At 51.4% G+C, this 4147-nt stretch carries 2 tRNA genes and 3 rRNA genes; all 5 read right to left on the bottom strand.

The annotated features are described in order from the left end of the window. Positions 1–9 precede the first annotated feature (9 nt). A 5S ribosomal RNA gene (rrf, locus tag AC07Y9_RS32100) occupies positions 10–125 on the bottom strand. Positions 126–264: 139 nt separating this feature from the next. After that, positions 265–3156, bottom strand: a 23S ribosomal RNA gene (locus tag AC07Y9_RS32095). Between the two features lie 240 nt (positions 3157–3396). Then, positions 3397–3472 (bottom strand) — tRNA-Ala (locus AC07Y9_RS32090). Positions 3473–3498: 26 nt separating this feature from the next. Further along, positions 3499–3575 (bottom strand) — tRNA-Ile (locus AC07Y9_RS32085). A gap of 65 nt (positions 3576–3640) precedes the next feature. After that, positions 3641–4147 (bottom strand): 16S ribosomal RNA (locus AC07Y9_RS32080); the annotation flags it as partial.

The raw sequence follows: 4147 nt of genomic DNA, 5'->3' as shown, positions 1-4147 counted from the left end.
GGAATTTAATCTTGACGATGACCTACTCTCACATGGGGAAACCCCACACTACCATCGGCGATGCATCGTTTCACTTCTGAGTTCGGGATGGGATCAGGTGGTTCCAATGCTCTATGGTCGTCAAGAAATTCGGTGTGCCGAGTCGTCTTTCGACGCTTCAGCAAATTGGGTATGCGATAGTTTGTGTGTTTTCTCGAACTTTCGGTTCGTTTCGTCTTCACACACCGCAATCTGGCTATTAAGCGCAAATTGCTTGGGTGTTATATGGTCAAGCCTCACGGGCAATTAGTATTGGTTAGCTCAACGCCTCACAGCGCTTACACACCCAACCTATCAACGTCGTAGTCTTCGACGGCCCTTTAGGGAACTCAAGGTTCCAGTGAGATCTCATCTTGAGGCAAGTTTCCCGCTTAGATGCTTTCAGCGGTTATCTTTTCCGAACATAGCTACCCGGCAATGCCACTGGCGTGACAACCGGAACACCAGAGGTTCGTCCACTCCGGTCCTCTCGTACTAGGAGCAGCCCCTCTCAAATCTCAAACGTCCACGGCAGATAGGGACCGAACTGTCTCACGACGTTCTAAACCCAGCTCGCGTACCACTTTAAATGGCGAACAGCCATACCCTTGGGACCGGCTTCAGCCCCAGGATGTGATGAGCCGACATCGAGGTGCCAAACACCGCCGTCGATATGAACTCTTGGGCGGTATCAGCCTGTTATCCCCGGAGTACCTTTTATCCGTTGAGCGATGGCCCTTCCATACAGAACCACCGGATCACTAAGACCTACTTTCGTACCTGCTCGACGTGTCTGTCTCGCAGTCAAGCGCGCTTTTGCCTTTATACTCTACGACCGATTTCCGACCGGTCTGAGCGCACCTTCGTACTCCTCCGTTACTCTTTAGGAGGAGACCGCCCCAGTCAAACTACCCACCATACACTGTCCTCGATCCGGATAACGGACCTGAGTTAGAACCTCAAAGTTGCCAGGGTGGTATTTCAAGGATGGCTCCACGCGAACTGGCGTCCACGCTTCAAAGCCTCCCACCTATCCTACACAAGCAAATTCAAAGTCCAGTGCAAAGCTATAGTAAAGGTTCACGGGGTCTTTCCGTCTAGCCGCGGATACACTGCATCTTCACAGCGATTTCAATTTCACTGAGTCTCGGGTGGAGACAGCGCCGCCATCGTTACGCCATTCGTGCAGGTCGGAACTTACCCGACAAGGAATTTCGCTACCTTAGGACCGTTATAGTTACGGCCGCCGTTTACCGGGGCTTCGATCAAGAGCTTCGCGTTAGCTAACCCCATCAATTAACCTTCCGGCACCGGGCAGGCGTCACACCCTATACGTCCACTTTCGTGTTTGCAGAGTGCTGTGTTTTTAATAAACAGTCGCAGCGGCCTGGTATCTTCGACCGGCATGGGCTTACGGAGCAAGTCCTTCACCCTCACCGGCGCACCTTCTCCCGAAGTTACGGTGCCATTTTGCCTAGTTCCTTCACCCGAGTTCTCTCAAGCGCCTTGGTATTCTCTACCCAACCACCTGTGTCGGTTTGGGGTACGGTTCCTAGTTATCTGAAGCTTAGAAGCTTTTCTTGGAAGCATGGCATCAACCACTTCGTCACCTGAAAGGTAACTCGTCATCAGCTCTCGGCCTTAGAACCCCGGATTTACCTAAGATTCCAGCCTACCACCTTAAACTTGGACAACCAACGCCAAGCTGGCCTAGCCTTCTCCGTCCCTCCATCGCAATAACTAGAAGTACAGGAATATTAACCTGTTTTCCATCGACTACGCTTTTCAGCCTCGCCTTAGGGACCGACTAACCCTGCGTCGATTAACGTTGCGCAGGAAACCTTGGTCTTTCGGCGTGGGTGTTTTTCACACCCATTGTCGTTACTCATGTCAGCATTCGCACTTCTGATACCTCCAGCAAGCTTCTCAACTCACCTTCACAGGCTTACAGAACGCTCCTCTACCGCATCACTTACGTGATACCCGTAGCTTCGGTGTATGGTTTGAGCCCCGTTACATCTTCCGCGCAGGCCGACTCGACTAGTGAGCTATTACGCTTTCTTTAAAGGGTGGCTGCTTCTAAGCCAACCTCCTAGCTGTCTAAGCCTTCCCACATCGTTTCCCACTTAACCATAACTTTGGGACCTTAGCTGACGGTCTGGGTTGTTTCCCTTTTCACGACGGACGTTAGCACCCGCCGTGTGTCTCCCATGCTCGGCACTTGTAGGTATTCGGAGTTTGCATCGGTTTGGTAAGTCGGGATGACCCCCTAGCCGAAACAGTGCTCTACCCCCTACAGTGATACATGAGGCGCTACCTAAATAGCTTTCGAGGAGAACCAGCTATCTCCGAGCTTGATTAGCCTTTCACTCCGATCCACAGGTCATCCGCTAACTTTTCAACGGTAGTCGGTTCGGTCCTCCAGTCAGTGTTACCTAACCTTCAACCTGCCCATGGATAGATCGCCCGGTTTCGGGTCTATACCCAGCGACTAAACGCCCTATTAAGACTCGCTTTCGCTACGCCTCCCCTATTCGGTTAAGCTCGCCACTGAATATAAGTCGCTGACCCATTATACAAAAGGTACGCAGTCACAGAACAAAGTCTGCTCCCACTGCTTGTACGCATACGGTTTCAGGATCTATTTCACTCCCCTCTCCGGGGTTCTTTTCGCCTTTCCCTCACGGTACTAGTTCACTATCGGTCAGTCAGTAGTATTTAGCCTTGGAGGATGGTCCCCCCATATTCAGACAAAGTTTCTCGTGCTCCGTCCTACTCGATTTCATGACTAAGAGATTTTCGCGTACAGGGCTATCACCCACTATGGCCGCACTTTCCAGAGCGTTCCGCTAATCTCAAAGCCACTTAAGGGCTAGTCCCCGTTCGCTCGCCACTACTAAGGGAATCTCGGTTGATTTCTTTTCCTCAGGGTACTTAGATGTTTCAGTTCCCCTGGTTCGCCTCTTGCACCTATGTATTCAGTACAAGATAACCATCTTATGATGGCTGGGTTCCCCCATTCAGACATCTCCGGATCAAAGTCTGTTTGCCGACTCCCCGAAGCTTTTCGCAGGCTACCACGTCTTTCATCGCCTCTGACTGCCAAGGCATCCACCGTATGCGCTTCTTCACTTGACCATATAACCCCAAGCAATCTGGTTATACTGTGAAGACGACATTCGCCGAAAATTCGCGATTAAACTCACAAATTTTACCTTAGCCTGAATAAACACCAGTGAAAGTGCTATCCAGTCTATCTTTCTATCACATACCCAAATTTTTAAAGAACGATTCTGATAAAGATCAGAAATCAACATTCACCATCAACTTGATGGAATGCTCATTTCTAAGCTTTAAACGATGGACACCAATCTGTAATGGTGGAGCCAAGCGGGATCGAACCGCTGACCTCCTGCGTGCAAGGCAGGCGCTCTCCCAGCTGAGCTATGGCCCCGTATCGCTACAGGGTGCACCAGTAATTGGTGGGTCTGGGCAGATTCGAACTGCCGACCTCACCCTTATCAGGGGTGCGCTCTAACCAACTGAGCTACAGACCCAATCGTCTTCTTCAATGAATCAAGCAATTCGTGTGGGAGCTTATGAAGCAGCTGATGTCGTCGATTAAGGAGGTGATCCAGCCGCAGGTTCCCCTACGGCTACCTTGTTACGACTTCACCCCAGTCATGAATCACACCGTGGTAACCGTCCTCCCGAAGGTTAGACTAGCTACTTCTGGTGCAACCCACTCCCATGGTGTGACGGGCGGTGTGTACAAGGCCCGGGAACGTATTCACCGCGACATTCTGATTCGCGATTACTAGCGATTCCGACTTCACGCAGTCGAGTTGCAGACTGCGATCCGGACTACGATCGGTTTTGTGGGATTAGCTCCACCTCGCGGCTTGGCAACCCTCTGTACCGACCATTGTAGCACGTGTGTAGCCCAGGCCGTAAGGGCCATGATGACTTGACGTCATCCCCACCTTCCTCCGGTTTGTCACCGGCAGTCTCCTTAGAGTGCCCACCATTACGTGCTGGTAACTAAGGACAAGGGTTGCGCTCGTTACGGGACTTAACCCAACATCTCACGACACGAGCTGACGACAGCCATGCAGCACCTGTCTCAATG

It is taken from the genome of Pseudomonas sp. GW456-L12, from assembly GCF_059424045.1.
This window is presented reverse-complemented; position numbering and strand designations above follow the sequence as displayed.